Consider the following 17,923-nt stretch of genomic DNA (forward strand, 5'->3'; position numbering starts at 1 on the left):
GAGCAGTTGCGGCGGGAAATCGGCCCTCCTGAAGAGGCGGCACGGCCGTCTGCGTGAATCCCATCCCGATGAAGCAGCGATGATCGCTTCGAAGCGTTGCACACGCATCGCGGCCCCTGCGATTCTGCACCGTTTCATGATCCGGGTGATGCGGATCGAGAGGCTGGCTCTCATTTTCCCCGGCTACCGACCAGGGCGCGTGGCCGGTAAATTTTATCCATTCGATCAAGCATTTCGCTTGACTGCCAAACGGCATACTCGGCGTCGCGGAGACCAGGGCTCGGTGACGCAACGTCAAAAGGGGTGAGCATATGGACAGACTTTTCTATGTTGGCGTGTCGGCCGCTCTCTTTGCGGCCTTTGCCTTTTCGCTCAATTTCGTCGTGCCCTTCATCATCGGTGACTATTCCACCTTTGATTTTGCCCTCATCCGTCACGTCGTCTCGGCACTCGTCGGGCTTTACATTCTGTTTTCCGAGAAGGGTGTCATGCGCCACCTCACGCTTCGAAACTGCCTGCAAGCCATCTGGCTCGCCTTCGTCGGCTATGTCGGCTACTTCCTGACAGTGACCGGAGCGGCCCTCTTTGCCGGCCCAGTCATCGCTCCGGCCTTTCTCGGGCTGGTGCCAATCGTATTGATGGTCATTGGCAATCAGCGTCAGGCATCATTGCCATGGCGATCCCTCATGGTGCCTCTGGCACTGGTGCTGGTCGGTCTTGTTCTCGTCAATGGCACGGCATTCACGGCCGAAGGACTGGACTCTGTGCAATCATTGTGGATTGGCGTGCCGCTGGCGCTTGCTGCCGTGGGCCTTTGGGTCTGGTTCGCGCTTTCCAATCAGGCGGCACTCGCCGCACGGCCGGACATGCCCTCCGGCGTGTGGTCGGCGCTGATACTGGTGGGCGGCGGCGTCTTGATGCTGGCCTTCTATCCCATCGGTGCCGCAATGGACCTCTTCCGGCTTCCTATATTGGGATTCGGCTGGAGCGCTGCCAGCAACCTCTATGTCTGGGGCACAACTCTCGCGCTGCTGGCCACCGTGGGCGGCGTCTGGGCCTGGAATATCGCCTCCCGCAGCCTGCCGGTTGCCTTGGCCGCGCAATTGATCGTCTCAGAGACTGCCTTCGGCGTGATCGGCGGACTTGTCGTGCATGCCCGCTGGCCAACTCCGATCGAAGTCGCTGGGGTTGTCGTGCTGATCGCCGGCGTCGTTCTGTCGGTTCGGATTTTCTATGATCGCCAATTTGCATCTGGAAAGAACGTGCTTGCGAACGAGTGACCCGCTGGACACAGGGCCTAAAACAGGCGCAGGCATCAGAGATGCAACCACGTTCAACGTAAAATCCGCTTTTGACGCAAACATGCCGCCTCGCCACTCCGATGTGTTGTCCGCTTTCAAGTCACCGCTTGGTTCTACGACTGATATGAGGACGCCAAGCAGCCTTCGCCTTCAACACCGAAATGTCCGCTTAGGACCGAACTCCGCCATGGCTCAGATGCACCAAAAGCAAACTCCCCGGTGAGGTCGGCTGTCCAAAGGCTTGCGTGCGGTGGAGTGGCAAAATCACCGGCCGCCCTTCACATTCAGCAGGGAGCCGAGGGCCGGCTCCCCGTCCTATACCATGGCGGCGGCGGGCCCGCAGCTCGAGCCTTCGGCATAGCGGGTCGTCTGTCAGGCCTCGGATTTCAGCTTGCCGCCGACCGCCCAGGAATCCTTGGCGATCTCCGTTATCAGGATTTCCAGCGATTCCGGCGGGCACGCCAGGGTTTCGACGGCGGCCTTGGTTGCTTCGCGCGCGAAGGCGCGTTTCTGATCGTCGGTGCGGCCGGGATGCATCTGCAGGTGAAGAATGGGCATGGTCTCTTCCTTGGTCAGGTTGGTGATGTCCGTCGTCTTGGCGCGGGCATGATGACTATGTTGTAAATTCGTCGGTTGATAAATAAGCTGTTGGTATCGTCATTCGAAACCAACAGGTAGGCAATCGTGGACAAGCTGGCCGGCATGGCGATGTTCGTCAGGGTCATCGACAATGGCAGTTTCGCGGCGGCCGCGGAGATCGCGCAAGTGTCGCCTGCCATGGTTGCCAAGCACATCAAGACGATCGAGACCCGGCTCGGGGCGAAGCTGATCCATCGCACCACGCGGCGCCATCAACTGACAGAGGTCGGCCAGCTCTATTACGAGCGCTGCAAACGCGCGCTTTCCGAAGTGGCGCTGGCCGAGGCTTCGGCGAACGAGCTGCAATCGGCGCCGCGCGGCCGGCTTCGGTTGGTGGCGCCGGTCAGCTTCGGCACGCAAGTCCTGGTGCCGGCGCTAATCGATTACCAGAACGCCTATCCCGACGTCAGCATCGAACTGTCGCTCGACAACAATGTCCATGATCTCGTCGGCGAGGGGTTCGAGCTCGGTATCCACATCGGCCCGCTCGCCGACAGCGGCCTGGTCGCCCGCCCGCTCACGCCCTACCGGCGGATTCTCGCTGCCTCGCCGGACTATCTTGCCCGCCATGGCCGGCCGGCCTCGCCGGAGGCTCTGGCGAACCACCTCTGCCTCGGCCACTCCTATTGGCGCATGCAGGATCGCTGGCACCTGGTCGGGCCGGGCGGCGAACTGCGCGATGTGTTGATCTCCGGAAAATTCTCGACCAACCAGGGAGCGGCGCTGCGCATGGCAGCACTCAGCGGCGCGGGAATTGCGCTTCAGCCGGAACTGCTGCTCGCCGCCGATATCACTGAAGGACGGCTTGAACGGGTACTGCCGGAATGGTCCTACAAGCCCGTCCCGATGCACCTCGTCTATGCGCCGAACCGGCGGCCGACAGCGATGTTGCGGACGGTGATCGATTTCCTGGTGGAACGGTTTGGCTGACGACGCTCGGCCAAGGCCGATGTCGCTCGTAAGGTTTAGCCTTGAACTCTGTCCCCGGCTCCGGACTTACGCCTGGGGATAATCATTGAAGGCGACTATTTGCCGCGCCGCTTTAAAGCCTATGGACGTCGAAGTTTCCGCATCTAGATGATGATCGGTTGTGGATAGCGTTTGATCAACTGCCTGTCTCCCAGCGGAGCAACTCAATGCAAATCACAAAGCTTGTTTTCGGACTTTTGCTCATCGCTATCGTGCAGCCTGACCCTTCGGCTCACGCCGACGAGTTGGTGCGATTCGACAGCGCAGTCGTAAAGCCAAGTCCATTCCTGGAACGCAAGGCAAGGGAACAAGGTGTCAGTCTCCCGCAGGCCCAAGTCACGCACTTGCTGGGATATCTAAGCCGACCACAGGGAGATGGTCCCTTTCCGGCTATCGTCGTCATGCACGGTTGTGGCGGTATCCATGAGAACGTCAAGACTTACTGGCCGCAGCGGTTGACCTCATGGGGATATGTCGTGCTGGTGGTCGACAGCTTCACGACCCGCAACATCGACAACACCTGTGAGAGCTATCTTCCTGACCGGGTATTCGATGCCTACGGGGCTCTCGATTTCCTATCAACATGCACCTTCGTTGATGCCCGACATGTGGGGCTGATGGGCTTTTCCGCTGGTGGCATCGCGACGCTGGAAGCCACGAAAACCGAGGGCAACGAACAGTTCATGGATCGGAAGTTCGAGGCTGCAGTCGGGTACTATCCGGTTTGCGCTCCCCACGAGGGCGATGCGACGGTGCCAACTTTGATCCTCATTGGCGACGTGGACGATTGGAGCTCAGCCGAAAGGTGTCGGCAGAGGGTTTCTCACATCAGTGGCAAAGGTCCGCCGATCGAACTCGATATCTATCCAGGTGCGTACCATGCCTTCGATGCTCCAGACGTCACAGTGGCAAAGACGGCATTCGGTCATCGGGAAGAATATAACGCGCCTGCTGCTGAGCAGTCCTTCATCAGAGTGAAGGCATTCCTGCACGAGTATCTCTCGAACTGAACGAACTGGCGGCAATTTGGCGGCGACGCGGGCTCGATGATGCGTCAGTCAGGTTCGCTTGCCGGCGATCAGCGGTGCTGATCGTTCTCGCCTTCCAGTCAGGCAAGCTTCGGGGCTGAGACCACTCAACTCGGATTCGATGCAATAAAGTTCACCGATCGGCTTCACGTTTGAAGCCCATCAGCAATCTACCCTCATTGAAGCAGGACAAGAGATGGACAGAATATTCATCGTAGGCAATGGCGGAAGTGGCAAGTCCTGGCTGGCCGGGCAACTAGCCCATAAATTGCAAATCCCAGCAGTTCATCTCGACGATCTTCATTGGCTACCGAATTTTGCCGGAGAGCGTCCGCGTGATGAGCGCGACCGACTGGTGACCCAGGCTGCGGGCAACAGCTCTTGGGTGATGGAGGGTATTTACGGTTCGATCCTCAGGCAGGTGATGACGCGTGTGACAACTCTGATTTGGCTCGACGTCTCTGACGATGAGTGTATTTCAAACCTTCTGCAACGAGGCCAAACCGGCGGCGGGACCGTGGAACAGTTCGAGGAATTGCTGGAATACACGCGTGGTTACCGTCTTCGGAAGAACCACATGAATTCCTTCGACGCACATCAATGTTTTTTCGAGGAGCATCCGTTGCAAAAGGTAAGGCTGTCCAGCCGCTCGGATGTTGCAACCTTCCTGTCGGCAATCTGAAGCCGAAGCTACGTGCCGCCTTAGTGATAGGTCACGATGGGATGGTACATCCTTTTCAGGAAGGGGCGGAGAGCTTCCTGCACGTGGCTCCTTGGAATTTGATGCCCACACTCAAACACGTGAAGCGTCACCGGGACGCCTGCATTGGATAGAGCTTTTGAGAACAGTTCAGCATGAGCAACCGACGCACGGTCGTCATGCTTTCCATGCAGCAACAGCGTCTCCGACCGAACTTCGGGCGCGTAATGCAGCGCAGAGCGAGCCAGAAAGGCCTCTCTCGACAGGCCCGCCTCCTTCTCGATAGCCCACCGCAAACCGTCTGAACTCGCGTGATAAGCGACTTCAAGATCGTAGACGCCGCCCGAGAGAATGACTCCCCGCAGATCAGAAATCTGGGTGGCAACCATTGCCGATGCAACGGCGCCACGACTGTTTCCATAGAGGACCATTCGGCTAGGGTCGACGGAAGGCTGTTCCCTCAGGAAGCCGAGAGCCGCAATGATCGCCTGCTGAGTTTTGGGACCGCAGAAATCTGGAGGCCCATCTGACGCCCCAAAACCGGGCTGCGAGACTGCCGCCGCAGTGATATTCAAACCAGAACAGAACCGAAGCAACGCGCCGCTATCGACCGCCTCTATCCCTCCAAGCAGACGGCCACCCTGGTTGCCGTGGACAAACAGGATTGCGCCTGCGGGCGTTTCGCTTGCGGCCTGAGCTTGAAAGAGCTCGACCGTGGCTCCGTCACCCCGGTCAATGAGATGTCGAGTTACTACCGGCATAACCACCATCAGGTTTTCTCGTGCGGGACAGACAGTAGTACAACTTTTGGTATTGGCAACATTCGGTGATCGCCTTCTGCATACGGCGATTGCGGAATATCCAGGCCGCACTGCGTGTGGAGTTCTCGAATCCCCCGTCCGTGGGCTGAAACATGCCCAATTCATCCCGAGGACCGGTCGAGATGCCTGTCCCACGACAGACAGTTACAAGCCCGCCTTGCGAAAGTAGACAGGTTGAAGCTGTTTGGGAAAGCTTGCTTAGCAGTTTTCCGCTAGACATAGCTTTCACAACGAACGCGGATAGGAAGTAAGCGTCCGGTGGTGACGGCTATGCGATTGTGAGGATAAGAACGGCGACCACAACCACCCACGGGATCAGTCCGATCCATCCTGCCATAGGAGCTTGGCAGATCAGTGAGCCATCGGGGACGCGTTTGGAGCCCACCCAGTTAAATCCCGTCTCGGTCGAGGATATGGCTTGCACGCGCACCTTCCCGCCGGTGATCAGCGGCAACACGAGCCTGGCGGTAGTGTAGCCAATCACCTCAAAAATAACGTCGATAATGATCAAATCAGGGCTCCGGTGTGATGTTTCACGGCAACAAGGCGTCAATTCGGTTGATCGGATAATCGGCGAGTAAGCGTCCGGTTAACTGGTTTTCCAAGTGCATGATGGCGTTTCCTGAGGCTGTAATGCTACGATAACAGCTTCCGGCGTGAAGAGGTTGAGCTTGTGGTGCGTGCGATTGTTTTGCTTTTGATCGGGACTCTGGCAACGCCGAGTTACGGCCAGGGTCCGGCGGAGCTTGGACCGAATACAAACGAGCATCCTTTCCAGTGTGGAGCGGCCTTTGCGATCATGGCTAAGGTCTATCAGGAAGCCGGAGATGCCAACAAAGCCGGAGATTACCAAACAAAATTCGATAAGCTAGCTGTCCAGGCTGAAGGCATTTTCGAACAGTCTCGTCGACCTAAAAGCGATGCAGAAGCCTACATGCAGAAGCATGTAGATTCCTTGTCCGCTATTGCTGAGAAAGACGCCGCGCTCGTAATCAATTTTGCCCGACGTTGCGACCAGCGCTTTCCTGGTTAGATTCGATTAGCTGCGGTGTTCCATGGCAATAGCTCACCGATTGTGTAGATGGGATGATCGGCGATGCGGGTAAGGATGTCTCGCAGATAGGCCTCTGGATCGAGACCATTGAGCTTTACGGTTTCGATCAGTGACAGGATGGCGGCGGCCCGTTCTCCGCCTTTTTCTGATCCGGCGAACAGAGAAGGTGCCAAATGCTGCTTGGGATGTTGCCGCTTACGATCCAGACTGAAGAAGTAGCAGGCTGCCGGTGGTGTCGTGTCACAGTGGGGACGACCGTCGCGAACATAGGTCCACAGTCGGCCAGTCTTGGTCTTGTCCCTTCCAGGCTCCAGCACAGGAACACTGTATCATCGCCATGAAGTCGATGACCTGCGAATACATGCTCTTGAAGCTTCACCAGCAGCGGCTCCAGCAATGTACTGGCCTTGCCGATCCAGTCTGGCATAGTTGAACGGCTCAGATCGACGCCTTCCCGAGCATAAATCTCTGACTGGCGATAGAGTGGGAGGTGATCATAGTATTTGGCGATCAGCACATCGAGGGGATGGTTGGGATGACGGCAGTCATCGTGAGCACTTAAAAAAACCGGATTGTGGCCGTTGCCGCTGGCCCAACTGCATGGCCGTCAGGTAGGCCAGCGGATCGATGGCCGGATTGACAGATGTAGGCACCACCATGCGACGGGCAGAACTCTCGTATCCGGCTGCAGTCAAGGGATACACTCTTGGCAGAAGCAATCATATAGGGCATTCTTGATTCATGATGACCTTCGCGAGCAAAGCAGCACGCGTGCGTATTCTCGGCGCACGACTTACCAACCCGGCCTCCTGACTGGAGCCGGGTCAATCCTGCTATTTGCCTTTCATTTCATCTGCCTGGGTCGTCATCATGGACGTTGGAACGTCTTCCTCGCCTCATCATTCAATCACCGTCGAAGCGCGGCTGCGGCTGGCGAACTCGCATGCATGTCGACTTAGCGGCGGCTGCCGGAAATCATCGCAGTACCGGCAGCCGTAGCTGCTCCTGACATCCTTAAAAGCGAGCCACATTCAAAAGACGCCACCAATGAGTTGGTCGGCGCGAGGAGCGGCGCATGCCCTACGATCCACGGGCCATTGAGCCCAAATGGCAGGCCTATTGGGCCGAGCACGATATCTTTCGAGCGGAGTTCGAGCCGACCAAGCCGAAATTCTATGCACTCGATATGTTTCCGTATCCGTCAGGCGCTGGGCTGCATGTCGGCCATCCCCTGGGTTATACGGCGACTGACATCCTGTGCCGCTACAAGCGCATGTGCGGATTCAGTGTGTTGCACCCGATGGGATGGGATAGCTTCGGCCTGCCAGCGGAGCGCCATGCGATGCGCACAGGCGTTCATCCGGCTATCACGACCAAGCGCAATATCGAGACGTTTCGCGGCCAGGTGCAACGACTGGGTTTTTCCTACGACTGGAGCCGCGAATTCGCCACCACCGATCCCAACTATGTCAGGTGGACGCAGTGGATTTTCCTGAAGCTGTTCGAGCGGGGTCTTGCGTGCCAGGCCGAGGTGGCGGTCAATTGGTGTCCGGCTCAGAATGCCGTGCTCGCCGACGAGGAAGTCAAAGACGGGCGCTACGTCGAGACCGGCGATCCGGTGGTCCGCCGTCAGATGCGTCAATGGATGCTGCGCATCACGGCCTATGCTGACCGGCTGCTGCAGGGACTGGACGGCCTCGATTGGCCAGAAAGCCTGAAGGCGATGCAGCGCAATTGGATCGGTCGTTCGGAAGGAGCCGAGATTGCCTTTACTGTCGATCCTGGCGGCACGGAGATCGTGACCTTCACAACACGACCCGAAACCCTGTTTGGTGTGAGCTATATCGTCGTCGCGCCGGAGCATCCGTTGCTGCCTGCTATCGTGACGGGGGAGGCCCGAGCTGCGGTGGAAAGCTATGTTGAGCAGTCTGCAGTCCTAGATGAGACGTCGCGCGCCGATGCAGGACGCGAAAAGACCGGCGTTTTCACGGGTGCTTACGCAGTCAATCCGGCAACAGGGATCCGGCTGCCGATCTGGGTGGCAGATTATGGCACTGGTGCCCTCATGGCGGTTCCAGCCCATGATGCGCGTGATCATGCTTTTGCTGTTGCTCACGGCCTGCCGATCACGCGCGTGATCGAGAGCGACCAGGACGTCGAGCGCGTGGCCTACGAGGGCAATGGGCGGATGGTCGGTTCCGGTTTTCTGGATGGCCTGGACGCGCCCGCAGCCAGGCAGACGATGGTTGCCTGGCTGCAGGCCAACGGGGCAGGTAAAGCGAAGGTCACCTATCGCCTGCGGGACTGGCTTTTCTCACGTCAGCGCTATTGGGGTGAGCCGATTCCGGTGCTGCATCTGGCCGACGGTTCGGTGGTGCCTTTGCCTGAAGAATGCCTGCCGCTGCTGCCGCCGGAATTGGATGACTATGCACCGACGGCTGACGGAGAACCGCCACTCGCCCGGGCGGAGGACTGGGTGCAAACGACGGTGCCTGGCACCGACCTCCCGGCAAGGCGGGAGACCAACACGATGCCGCAATGGGCCGGCTCATGCTGGTACTATTTGCGGTTCCTCGATCCCCACAATAAGCGTGAACTGGTGGGGCATGAGGCCGAACGCTACTGGATGCCCGTCGATATTTACGTCGGCGGGGCGGAGCATGCCGTCTTGCACCTGCTCTACGCTCGCTTCTGGCACAAGGTGCTTTACGATATCGGGGTCGTATCGACCGAAGAACCATTTCAGCGCCTGTTCAATCAGGGCATGATCCTCGCCCACTCCTATCGGGATGTGGCTGGCCGATATTACGAGCCGTCTTCCGTAACCGAAAAGGGCGGACGATGGTTTGCGGGCTCGGTCGAGGTCCATCGCGCCGTCGAGAAGATGTCCAAGTCGCGTTTGAACGTCGTCAACCCTGATGACGTCGTCGACGAATATGGGGCTGATGCGCTGCGGCTTTACGAGATGTTCATGGGGCCAATGGACGGAACCAAACCCTGGCAGACGGAGGGTGTGAAGGGTGTGCGCCGGTTCCTGGATCGAGCATGGCGCATGGTCTGTGATGAGGCTGATGGACTGCATCCCGCCGTGCGGGACGCCATCCCTGGTTCGGAACTGCTGCGCTTGCGCCATCAGACGGTGAAGTTCGTCACCGAAGATATAGAAGCCATGCGCTTCAACACGGCCATCGCCCGTCTGATGGAATTGTCTAACGCCCTTGTGGCAGCGACCGAGCGGCCGCGCGAGGTCGTCGAGACATTGATTTTATTGTTGTCCCCGTTCGCTCCTCACATTGCCGAGGAGTTGTGGAGCAAGCTTGGTCATGAAGGGACACTGGCTTTCGTTCCATGGCCAAGTTTCGATCCTGAATTGGCGGAGGAGGAGATGCGCGAGTACGTGGTGCAGATCAACGGGAAGGTTCGTCACCGTTTCCGAGCGGCGTCCGATCTGGGGGAGGGTTTGCTGGCGGCAGCTCGATCAGAGCCTGAGGTGGTGACTTTGCTTGCCGGCAGGACCGTTGTGAAGGAAATAGCGGTCCCGGGTCGATTGGTGAACTATGTCACAAAAGGGTAAGGTTTTCTTCAAGGAGCAACGATGGCTGTAACCAGCAAAATCTCAATTTATGACAGCCGCTGGCCGTCTATGTTTCCTGCTGAGAAACAACGGATCGCGGGCTGCTTCGAGGGTGATGTCCCATTGTTTCACCAGCGCCCGAACACGACGCTTGGCGTTTAACTCAGGCATCGTAGCCAAAATTAACAACGTCACGCATCGAGCGCACCTCGTTTGGCAATCGAGATCAGCTCTTTGAAGTGAGTCACAATTCTACCTTCACGGCTGGCGTCCTCCGCTTCCCAACCGAACTTCCACGCGTCGTGACGCGCAAGCCAATCCCCCAGAGCAGCGCTATCACCGGTCGGCATCCTATGGGCCGCGAGGTATGGGTTCTCGTGAGCCTTCAGTCCGAGCACCCGCGCCCTCGAGCCTGCTTCCTGTAAATCGATCAGCTCTTCAATTGTCATACGCGATCCCCCACGATGGCGTCGACGGTAGCATCGAAGTCCGCGCATGCAAGCGAATGCTAAATTATGGGTTAATTTGGGACAGTTTCGATTGGAGAGCGCCTCTGGTCGGTCGGGCGTTGCACCGGAGTGTCAATGCTTCCTGTGCTTCATACTTGCCCCGCCGCCAATTGATCGCAGGAGCAGCAAATAAATCAGACGTACTGCCTAATTTCAGCACACCTCCTGACGAATTTATGCGCAACCATAAGTGTTGATTCTAGAATTTTTTACACGTAATAATGCGCCCGCTGAGCGCTACAAGCAGATAGGAGCGGAGTACTTTCAAGGCGGATATTGCAAGTTCGACGAGTTAACGGAGCAAAGGAGCGCATGATGGACCTACAAACAGTTCTGACGTTTAGCTTGGCTTTCTTCGTATTCGCAGCAAGCCCTGGCCCTGACAACCTGACGATCCTGTCGAAGACCGTGTCCAGCGGCCCGGCGCACGGCGTCGCCTATGGGGTCGGCGTCGTTTGCAGCATCTTCCTGTTCGTCATCTTCGCGGCTATCGGTTTCAACGCCATTGCTCAATACATGAACGAAAATCTGCGTTTGATCCAATATGTCGGCGCTATCTACCTGATTTACACAGGGGTCACGATGTGGCGTTCGAAGCCGAACATCAAACCTCGTGTGATGAGGGGCGGCCTGATCCGCCTCTTCATTACGGGTTTTCTTCTCAATATCTCCAATCCCAAAATGCCGATTTTCTATCTGGCGCTACTGCCGGGCGTCTTGGGCATCCGGCCACTGACCATCCCCGACACCGTGGAACTGCTGGCGGTCATAGCCCTGATAGAGGTGGTCGTAGTCGGAGGACATGTTCTCATCGGCTATAAAGCGAAAACGGCACTGGCCGATCCGAAAAAGATCGGCATCCTCAACCGTGGCGCTGGAGCTTTGATGGTCGGGGCAGGGGTGCTTGTCGCCAGCAGATGATGCCGCCTCGAAGGCGTAGCCCCGAATAGTGACGCGATGACGGAAGCCCACGATGCGATAAGAGAACGTGCGGGGATGGCTGACTGGCATCAACGGCTTGTCGGCCCCGAAAGGTCAGAGGACTTCGAACGTCCGCTTCGGGCCGAGAGCGGAAGACCGGCCTCGGCTGGAATGCGCCAATAGCGAACGTTGTGCGCGTTGCGGAACTTCCTATTATGCCGACGGACAGATCCAGCGGATCACTTTGGCGGAGAGGCTCATGATCGAAATTCCAATCCGTTGTTTTGCTGTATCGGTCGTCGTCATCCGCAAAAGAACTGCTCGACATGAGGTGCTGCTTTTACGCAGAAATCACACGTTGATTGGTGAGTGGTGCCAGGTAGCCGGCGGCATCGAGGACGGCGAGAAAGCTTGGGAAACTGCGCTACGAGAGGTCCGTGAAGAGACGGGCCTGATCTGCGACTTTCTCTATTCCGCAGATATCTGCGAGCAATTCTATGAGGCTGATCGCAATGCCATCAGTATGCTGCCCGTCTTCGTCGGCATTGTGGATGCCGAGCAGCCAGTTTTTCTCAACGACGAACACAGCGAATTTCAGTGGGTATCATTCGCGGAGGCGATGGAAATGGTGCCATTCGCAGGGCAGCGCCATGTTCTAAAACATGTAGAGGCAGAATTTGTGAATCGGGAGCCTATTCGGCATCTTCTCATCCATGAGGTGTCGCGGAAAATTTAAATTTCTGCGACGCCCAATGACCGCTTCGGGGCCGGTGGCGGACAGCCAGCAGCTAGAACACCCCGACACGAAAACGGACATGCAAGCGACCTGCCCGACGTCTAGGATCGGCTCGAAGCGGACATAGCAGCACCCCTACCATCATACAGAGGAAAACAAGGGCCCGCCCGGTTCGAAGTCACCCAGTAGATTAGGTCACATTGAGGCCACCACGCAATGGTGAGCGAAGAACCCGCTAGGCTCTTCGCTTCGCCTCCCAACTAGTCGCGAAGCAGTCCAAGCCGGATGAGGCTCTCGGCACACGAAACGATTGCCTCTTCTCTTGATCGGGGAGCCCAACCTAAGAGGTGTTCGGCTTTTTTGCCGGTCGAATTCATATTGTATCCAAGCAGTGGCACGATCCCCTTAAGCTGCTCGTTCGTTTCACCAGCGGTGCGGACTTGGTCGTCGGTCAAAACTTGTGTCGATACTTTCGCGGCGGCTTTCCCCAATCGTCGCCGCAGCAGTTCTGCGACTTCGATCATCCACATGCTTTCGCCAACGGTGGCGAGAAACCGCTCTCCCTTGGCAGCGGGATTGGTCATGGCGCGAAGATGCAAGTCTGCGACATCGCGGACGTCTACGCAGCAGGAGTTGACATTCAGGCATCCCGGCTGTCCACTCATCATGTTGGCGATCAGCCTAATCGAATGGGAATAGTCAGCCCCCAAAACCGGTCCGTAGACAGCGACCGGATTAACCGCTGCAAGTTCCAGCCCATTTCCTTCCCGCGCAACGAAATCCCATGCAGCGCGCTCAGCGAGGGTTTTCGACTTCTGATAGGGCGCAACGTTGCCGTTCAGGTCACTCCAGTCGGTTTCGTCGAATGGTCGCCGATAGCCGGGCTTGTGGCCGACGCCGATCGCGCCAAATGCCGATGTCAGCACAACACGCCTGACCCCAGCATCACGCGACGCTCGCAGCACCCTGAGGTTTCCATTGACAGCGGGCTTGATCCAATCCTCCTCGCGGGTCTGATCGCCGGACGGGGTTGGCGAAGCGCCGTGGATCACGTAGGCGCACCCCGCCACAGCTTCCGGCCATCCATGATCGGCATTGAGATCGGTGAAGACAAACGACAAACGTTCACCTGCATCCACGCCGCCAGACCTCAGATGCTCACGCACCTCCGCTTGCCGTTGGGGCGAACGAATTGTCGTTCGCACACGGTAGCCATTATTCAATAGAGACAGCATGCAATATTGCGCAATGAAGCCGGTGCCTCCGGTCACAAGTACAAGTTCGCCAGTCATATCGTTCCTCACAGGATCCAGATCGCGCCGCATTTGATTGCAGAACGCGTGGTGGGTGGAAGCTATGAGCAGCCGCCTGTACTGTGAATGCTTGAAGATACGGATTACTTGCGCGAGAGTACGAAATGATCACTGACCCATTTTCCGACCTACTAAAGCTCACGAATGCGGAAGCAGTTGTAACGGGTGGCTTCACCGCTGGCGGCCCGTGGGCGATCCGTTTTCCAGGACGTGACAAGATCAAGTTCTTTGCCGTGGTCAAGGGAAGTTGCTGGGTTACACTCGAGGGCGAAGCGGAGCCTAAGCATTTTGAAACGGGCGACGTCGGTCTTCTGGCAAGACGTCGGAGCTTCGTTCTCGCTAGTGACCTGAGTATTGAGCCTGTCGACGCGATGGATCTCTTCTCCGGCAGCGGCAGGACGATGGCGACGCTCGGCGATGGTGGAGACTTTGCGCATATCGGCGGCCATGTGCTGCTCGATCCGATCCGCGGCGGTCTGTTGGCAGACATACTGCCCTTATGGATTCACACGCGGGCGTCATCGCCGCACGCGGCAATATTCCGGTGGCTTCTTGATCGGCTGATTGAAGAAAGGGACATCGGGCAGCCGGGTGCTCAGCTCGCGTCGGCACAGTTGACGCAACTGCTCTTCATCGAGATCCTTCGCTCTCATCTCAACACGTCGAACCTCATACCTGCCGGTTGGTTGCGCGCACTGGCTGATCCACGAATTGCGCCTGCATTGCGCCTGATGCATGGTGACCCAGCTCGTGCCTGGCATCTGGAAGATCTCGCAAAGGCATGCGCGATGTCGCGGACATCATTCGCCTTCCACTTCAGAACAGCAGCGGGTGTCGCACCAATTGGCTATCTTACAGAGTGGCGGATGCGCCTCGCTGAACGCGCCTTGCGCGAGGATAAGACGCCCGTAGCGATCGTGGCCCGCTCCCTTGGATATACGTCCGAGAGCGCCTTCAGCAACGCATTCAAACGCGCGAGCGGCAGCTCTCCGACAGCCTATAGAGGTTCTCTGCATGCTTCGGATGGGAGTGATGGAGAGCCGTTGTCAAACCAGGTCTCGAACGCCGTCTCGGAAAGCTGACCAAACTCGCATAGAGCAAGATCGATTGGTCGGCAGAAGTCTGCTTACGGCGCAAACATGTCGCTTCCCGGATTTGAAAGAAATGGGATCGGCTCGATCCTGCTGGCCGAAGCCTGTGCCTGTCTCAAGTCTGCAGGAATCGGACGCGCTTGGCTCACCACCGATCGAAACACCCGAGCCGAGAGATTTTATCGCGCGGCTGGTTGGGAACACGTCGGCGAAAAGGACAATGAGCTTCTTTTCGAACGATCACTGTGAATTAGATCACAAACGCTCCAAAAGCAGGCCTCCCGCCAAGGCATGAAAGGCCTCGACCGCCTTCGGCTGCACGCTCTGCGGGTTTTCGCTGGCGGCGACCCAGAGGGCAGCGTTGAGAGCCGCGCCGCTCTCCCTGATCTCCATCTTCGACGGTCCCGTCTGATCAACACTTCGTCATCCACGACCATTCCTCAGGAGCCGCTCGCCCGCGTCACGGGCATTTGCCAAGCCCAGGCTCGACGCTCGAACCTCGTGATCGCTGGTGGCCAAGACGTGAGACAATTTGCCCACTTAACTATGACCTAAAAGTAATTCATCCTCCAATTGACTCTTCAGAATCGCGGTTGTAATTGCTGTTTGAGTTTTGAAAATACAAGTTGAGTATATGCATCACCTCGGCGAAGTTGTAATACGACGACAAAAAGAAAAGTTGATTGAAATAGTAAGGAAATTTGTAAGCCGGGGACAGCCTTACGTTTTAATAAACTTTCCATCAAATAAAGATCCTGGCCATCACGCGAGTTGGCTTGGATTGGCGATAGTATTGCGCGAAGTAACGGGGCGCCTCCCGGTGCTGACGGGCAGCGCAACGCAAAGTATAGATGAGATAAAAACAACACCAGGCGACGCCCCAATATTCATTTGCGGTGGGGCCGACCTTGGCGACGCGCAGGCGGGCAGGGATGATGTTCGCTACCGTTTGATGTGGAAATATCCGGATCGAACGATCATCCAGATGCCGCAAACGATCCATTTCGCAAACGAGTCCCTCAAGGAATATGCGAAACGTACGATCGGAAGGCATCGCAATTTTTTTTGCATGACGCGCGATCGTCAGAGTTTCGAGCTGGCGAAAGCCAACTTCGATTGTGATGTCGAGGCCGGCCCGGACACGGCATTCGGCATGGGAGCGCTGAAACCGTTCGAAGCCGATCCTCTCCGGGTATTATATGTCATGCAGCCTCTCGGAGAGGACGAGGTCGATATAGCGAAAGCGCGAGCGATCGTTGACGGACCTCTTACCAATTGGATCAACGGTCCGAACAGTTTGTCGCGCATGCGCAAGTCGAGCGTCGTCAAGTCGGCGTTGCGGCATGGCTTTAGCCGCACAGAGATGATCGCCCAGCATCGTCAGGATGTCGCGGCTCGATATGTCGATTACGGCGTGAAGATCCTCTCCGGCGCACAACGGATCATCACCAACCATCTGCACGGTCATATTCTCTGTCTTTTGCTGAATAAGCCGCATATCGCGGTTGCGAGGGACGGAAGCAATCTGCACGACGTCATCGGTAGCCAGACTGGCGATAGCCCTCTGGTGGAGAAGGCGACAAATGCCGGTGAGCTTTTGGCAGCAATGTCTCGCCTGCCGTATGAGCTGGGAGGAACTTGGTACAAGTCGAGTAAACCCATGCATCCAAGTCCCGCTGTTCCGGCCCCAGATCTAATACCTCAACCCTCCATAGTCTGATTCCCGGTAGGAGTTCACTTTGTCGGTTTTACGAGACGACGATATTCTGTTCAGCCATGTCAGTGAGAACCGATCCGCCGCAGCCGTTACGGGTGCTTTCTGGTCGGCGCTGAGCACGCTTATTCCGACAGTCCTGACCTTCGCAGTCTTTGTGGTGACGTCTCGCGTTCTCCAGCCTCAGGATTTCGGCCTTGTTGCGCTGGCCTTCAGCATCGTGTCGTTTGCCGGCAGCTTTGGACCGACGGCATTTGGCGAAGCGATCATCCAAAAAGCCGAAATCAGGCGCAGCCATCTGGATACGATATTCCTGCTTTCGCTCGCTTTTTCATTTTTGATCTATGGTGCTTTGTGCATTGCCGCTTCGCCAATCGCGGCCTATGTGGGGCATGAGCAAATCACACCCCTGATTTACATCATGGGATTGAAGGTTTTCTTCGACTTCACGGCCGTCGTTCCGAATGCAATTGTCAATCGGAAGATGTCGTTTCATCTGGTAGCCGTCCGCACTGTGATTGCGACGATCACTTCTGCCTGCATTTGCCTTGTTTTGGTTCTCGCGGGTTTCGGCTTGTGGGGGCTCGCGATTGCGCAGATCGCGGCCACAGCGGCATCATGCGGCGCCGCTTTCTGGGGCGCCGGGTGGCGGCCCGGGCTTCACCTGAAAAGAGCAAGCCTCAACGAGCTCCTTCACTATGGGTTTTTTGCATCCGGCACTCGGTTTTTACAGACAATGAGCTTGGACAACCTGCTCATCGGGGTGCTCTTGAGCCCATCAGCGCTCGGGATCTATAATTTTTCCAAGCGTTTGTTCGATATGATCAACAACGTCATCGCCGGGGGCTTAACATCCGTCACGCACGTCTTGCTTTCTTCATTGCGGGCCGATCCGAAGAAAGTGCGAGAAGCATTTCTCATGGCGACGTTTGGCTGCGCTCTGGTTTCCTACCCCGTCTTCATAGGCCTTGCTGCCGTCGCCGATGATGCGATCACGACAATTTTCGGTGCACATTGGATCGCGGCCGTTTGGCCGGTTCGGTTCTACTGCGTCATAGGATTGATGGCCGGGATCGGCTACGTGCAGGCATCCTTGATCAAGAGCCAAGGAGAGATGGATTGGTGGTTTTACTACCAGCTGGCACGAAACCTCCTCACACTCCTGACGATCGCAATTCTCTATCCCTACGGCGTCACGACAATCGTTTTCGCCATCATGATCGAAGTTCTGTTGTTTTGGCCGATCACCAGCTGGAAGGTTTCGCAGCATATAGAGCTGAGTATCCCGGCATATCTGGCGCAATTCCTGCGGCCTACCATGGCCTCTGCAGGAATGGTTGCAGTCATTTTCCTCCTCCATGAATTGCTCATTCATTGGTCCCCGTATCCACGCTTGGCCGTGGAAATCCTGGCAGGCGGCATGGCTTACTGCGGTCTGATATTCGTTCTGTGCAGAGCTCGTTTAAATGTCTTGATCGGCAGTATAAAGCAGGCACGGCAGCGCAAGAGTAACAGGGGTGCGGTTGCCAACCCTGCATGATTTCCAGGCCATA

17 protein-coding genes and 2 pseudogenes are annotated in these 17,923 nt (G+C 57.0%); 12 read left to right on the forward strand and 7 right to left on the reverse strand.

Annotated elements, in window-relative coordinates; translation table 11 throughout:
* Positions 1-311 precede the first annotated feature (311 nt).
* Positions 312-1,280 (forward strand): DMT family transporter, encoded by a 969-nt coding sequence (locus FHT79_RS01945; protein WP_183902919.1) that lies wholly within the window; start codon positions 312-314, stop codon positions 1,278-1,280.
* 393 nt (positions 1,281-1,673) lie between these two features.
* Here FHT79_RS01945 and FHT79_RS01950 read toward each other — a convergent pair whose 3' ends face one another.
* On the reverse strand, positions 1,674-1,943 hold the full coding sequence (locus FHT79_RS01950; protein ID WP_183903020.1) for a 4-oxalocrotonate tautomerase: 270 nt from the start codon (positions 1,941-1,943) through the stop codon (positions 1,674-1,676).
* A 42-nt stretch (positions 1,944-1,985) separates the two neighbouring features.
* Here FHT79_RS01950 and FHT79_RS01955 point away from each other — a divergent pair, with 42 nt between their 5' ends.
* The 3 genes from FHT79_RS01955 (at position 1,986) to FHT79_RS01965 (ending at position 4,619) form a co-directional block, all read left to right on the forward strand.
* Positions 1,986-2,870, forward strand: coding sequence for a LysR family transcriptional regulator (locus FHT79_RS01955; RefSeq protein ID WP_183902920.1), 885 nt, complete (start codon positions 1,986-1,988; stop codon positions 2,868-2,870).
* 206 nt (positions 2,871-3,076) lie between these two features.
* On the forward strand, positions 3,077-3,919 hold the full coding sequence (locus FHT79_RS01960) for a dienelactone hydrolase family protein (protein WP_183902921.1): 843 nt from the start codon (positions 3,077-3,079) through the stop codon (positions 3,917-3,919).
* Between the two features lie 214 nt (positions 3,920-4,133).
* On the forward strand, positions 4,134-4,619 hold the full coding sequence (locus FHT79_RS01965) for an AAA family ATPase (RefSeq protein WP_097596030.1): 486 nt from the start codon (positions 4,134-4,136) through the stop codon (positions 4,617-4,619).
* 20 nt (positions 4,620-4,639) lie between these two features.
* Here the strand turns inward: FHT79_RS01965 and FHT79_RS01970 are convergent, their stop codons facing one another.
* Positions 4,640-5,407 carry a prolyl oligopeptidase family serine peptidase gene (locus tag FHT79_RS01970; protein ID WP_183902922.1) on the reverse strand — a complete coding sequence of 256 codons (768 nt, stop codon included), beginning with the start codon at positions 5,405-5,407 and terminating at the stop codon, positions 4,640-4,642.
* 319 nt (positions 5,408-5,726) lie between these two features.
* Positions 5,727-5,969 carry a hypothetical protein gene (locus FHT79_RS01975; protein ID WP_047611881.1) on the reverse strand — a complete coding sequence of 81 codons (243 nt, stop codon included), beginning with the start codon at positions 5,967-5,969 and terminating at the stop codon, positions 5,727-5,729.
* 162 nt (positions 5,970-6,131) lie between these two features.
* Between FHT79_RS01975 and FHT79_RS01980 the strand changes: the two genes are divergently transcribed.
* Positions 6,132-6,491 (forward strand): hypothetical protein, encoded by a 360-nt coding sequence (locus FHT79_RS01980; protein WP_156148404.1) that lies wholly within the window; start codon positions 6,132-6,134, stop codon positions 6,489-6,491.
* On the opposite strand, the pseudogene FHT79_RS01985 reads toward FHT79_RS01980, so the two are convergent.
* Positions 6,488-7,029: pseudogene (locus FHT79_RS01985) on the reverse strand (transposase); the annotation flags it as partial. The gene FHT79_RS01980 and the pseudogene FHT79_RS01985 sit on opposite strands and share 4 nt — an antisense overlap.
* 558 nt (positions 7,030-7,587) lie before the next feature.
* On the opposite strand from FHT79_RS01985, the gene leuS reads away from it, so the two are divergent.
* Entirely contained in the window at positions 7,588-10,086 is a 2,499-nt protein-coding gene (gene leuS / locus FHT79_RS01990) for a leucine--tRNA ligase (protein ID WP_183902923.1), read from the forward strand.
* 191 nt (positions 10,087-10,277) lie between these two features.
* Here leuS and FHT79_RS01995 read toward each other — a convergent pair whose 3' ends face one another.
* Complete coding sequence (locus FHT79_RS01995; protein ID WP_028758724.1) at positions 10,278-10,535, reverse strand: CrpP-related protein; 258 nt, start codon at positions 10,533-10,535, stop codon at positions 10,278-10,280.
* A gap of 375 nt (positions 10,536-10,910) precedes the next feature.
* On the opposite strand from FHT79_RS01995, the gene FHT79_RS02000 reads away from it, so the two are divergent.
* Together FHT79_RS02000 and FHT79_RS02005 are read left to right on the forward strand one after the other, a co-directional pair.
* Positions 10,911-11,516: a LysE family translocator gene (locus FHT79_RS02000; RefSeq protein ID WP_183902924.1), complete on the forward strand. Its 606-nt coding sequence runs from the start codon at positions 10,911-10,913 to the stop codon at positions 11,514-11,516.
* Between the two features lie 259 nt (positions 11,517-11,775).
* Complete coding sequence (locus FHT79_RS02005; protein ID WP_029733135.1) at positions 11,776-12,252, forward strand: NUDIX domain-containing protein; 477 nt, start codon at positions 11,776-11,778, stop codon at positions 12,250-12,252.
* A 260-nt stretch (positions 12,253-12,512) separates the two neighbouring features.
* Here the strand turns inward: FHT79_RS02005 and FHT79_RS02010 are convergent, their stop codons facing one another.
* Positions 12,513-13,544, reverse strand: coding sequence for an aldehyde reductase (locus FHT79_RS02010; RefSeq protein ID WP_183902925.1), 1,032 nt, complete (start codon positions 13,542-13,544; stop codon positions 12,513-12,515).
* Positions 13,545-13,669: 125 nt separating this feature from the next.
* On the opposite strand from FHT79_RS02010, the gene FHT79_RS02015 reads away from it, so the two are divergent.
* Positions 13,670-14,647 carry an AraC family transcriptional regulator gene (locus tag FHT79_RS02015; RefSeq protein ID WP_183902926.1) on the forward strand — a complete coding sequence of 326 codons (978 nt, stop codon included), beginning with the start codon at positions 13,670-13,672 and terminating at the stop codon, positions 14,645-14,647.
* 57 nt (positions 14,648-14,704) lie between these two features.
* The gene (locus FHT79_RS02020) at positions 14,705-14,905 is read left to right on the forward strand and encodes a GNAT family N-acetyltransferase (protein WP_246713890.1); all 201 of its coding nucleotides are present in this window, start codon (positions 14,705-14,707) and stop codon (positions 14,903-14,905) included.
* Between the two features lie 6 nt (positions 14,906-14,911).
* Here FHT79_RS02020 and FHT79_RS02025 read toward each other — a convergent pair.
* A pseudogene (locus tag FHT79_RS02025) lies at positions 14,912-15,034 on the reverse strand (TetR/AcrR family transcriptional regulator); the annotation flags it as partial.
* 256 nt (positions 15,035-15,290) lie between these two features.
* Here FHT79_RS02025 and FHT79_RS02030 point away from each other — a divergent pair.
* Positions 15,291-16,376: a polysaccharide pyruvyl transferase family protein gene (locus tag FHT79_RS02030; RefSeq protein WP_097542627.1), complete on the forward strand. Its 1,086-nt coding sequence runs from the start codon at positions 15,291-15,293 to the stop codon at positions 16,374-16,376.
* A 19-nt stretch (positions 16,377-16,395) separates the two neighbouring features.
* A complete protein-coding gene (locus tag FHT79_RS02035) occupies positions 16,396-17,910 on the forward strand; it encodes a lipopolysaccharide biosynthesis protein (protein ID WP_028758729.1) in 1,515 nt (504 codons plus the stop codon).
* The last annotated feature ends 13 nt before the right edge of the window (positions 17,911-17,923 follow it).

The sequence above is a fragment of the Rhizobium sp. BK212 genome, from assembly GCF_014197475.1.
GTDB lineage: Bacteria > Pseudomonadota > Alphaproteobacteria > Rhizobiales > Rhizobiaceae > Rhizobium > Rhizobium anhuiense.

Coding starts and splice junctions, on each gene's coding strand:
- FHT79_RS01945 (WP_183902919.1), top strand. CDS start 312: ATGGACAGACTTTTCTATGTTGGCGTGTCGGCCGCTCTCTTTGCGGCC.
- FHT79_RS01960 (WP_183902921.1), top strand. CDS start 3,077: ATGCAAATCACAAAGCTTGTTTTCGGACTTTTGCTCATCGCTATCGTG.
- FHT79_RS01965 (WP_097596030.1), top strand. CDS start 4,134: ATGGACAGAATATTCATCGTAGGCAATGGCGGAAGTGGCAAGTCCTGG.
- FHT79_RS01970 (WP_183902922.1), bottom strand. CDS start 5,407: ATGGTGGTTATGCCGGTAGTAACTCGACATCTCATTGACCGGGGTGAC.
- leuS (WP_183902923.1), top strand. CDS start 7,588: ATGCCCTACGATCCACGGGCCATTGAGCCCAAATGGCAGGCCTATTGG.
- FHT79_RS01995 (WP_028758724.1), bottom strand. CDS start 10,535: ATGACAATTGAAGAGCTGATCGATTTACAGGAAGCAGGCTCGAGGGCG.
- FHT79_RS02000 (WP_183902924.1), top strand. CDS start 10,911: ATGGACCTACAAACAGTTCTGACGTTTAGCTTGGCTTTCTTCGTATTC.
- FHT79_RS02005 (WP_029733135.1), top strand. CDS start 11,776: ATGATCGAAATTCCAATCCGTTGTTTTGCTGTATCGGTCGTCGTCATC.
- FHT79_RS02010 (WP_183902925.1), bottom strand. CDS start 13,544: ATGACTGGCGAACTTGTACTTGTGACCGGAGGCACCGGCTTCATTGCG.
- FHT79_RS02015 (WP_183902926.1), top strand. CDS start 13,670: ATGATCACTGACCCATTTTCCGACCTACTAAAGCTCACGAATGCGGAA.
- FHT79_RS02020 (WP_246713890.1), top strand. CDS start 14,705: ATGTCGCTTCCCGGATTTGAAAGAAATGGGATCGGCTCGATCCTGCTG.
- FHT79_RS02030 (WP_097542627.1), top strand. CDS start 15,291: ATGCATCACCTCGGCGAAGTTGTAATACGACGACAAAAAGAAAAGTTG.